Source organism: Pseudomonas sp. JV245A (genome assembly GCF_032424515.1).
GTDB lineage: Bacteria > Pseudomonadota > Gammaproteobacteria > Pseudomonadales > Pseudomonadaceae > Aquipseudomonas > Aquipseudomonas protegens.
The window spans coordinates 1-376 of record NZ_VYKE01000580.1 but is presented as its reverse complement, the minus strand read 5'-3'; the positions used below and the strand labels follow the sequence as shown (position 1 = coordinate 376).

Here is a 376-nt window from a genome sequence, read left to right as displayed (position 1 = left end):
GCTGGACCTGACCTTCATGCAGCTGATTCTCAACCCCGGGGCGCAACCGCCCGCCCCGCACAAGGAGTGAAATCTCGATGAACGCCGCCCAACTGCGCCTTGTCCATGGAGAAAGCTTTGCCCATTACCGTCAGGGACTGATCGAGTTGCTGCTGGACTCGGTGCAGCACGGTGCGTCCATCGGCTTCATGGCCGATCTCGACGACAGCCAGGCCCGCAGCTACCTCAGCAGCGTGCAGGCCGGGGTCGAGGACGGCAGCCTGCTGTTGTGGGTGGTGGTACGCGACGAGAAAGTCCTGGCCAGCGTGCAACTGGCCCTGTGCATGAAGGCCAACGGGCGCAACCGCGCCGAGGTGCAGAAGCTCCAGGTCCTGCA

Annotated in this window: 1 pseudogene; it reads left to right on the top strand. The window is 64.1% G+C overall.

From position 1 onward, the window contains the following. Positions 1-77: 77 nt before the first annotated feature. Positions 78-376 (top strand): annotated as a pseudogene (locus F6S12_RS33130) (GNAT family N-acetyltransferase); the annotation flags it as partial.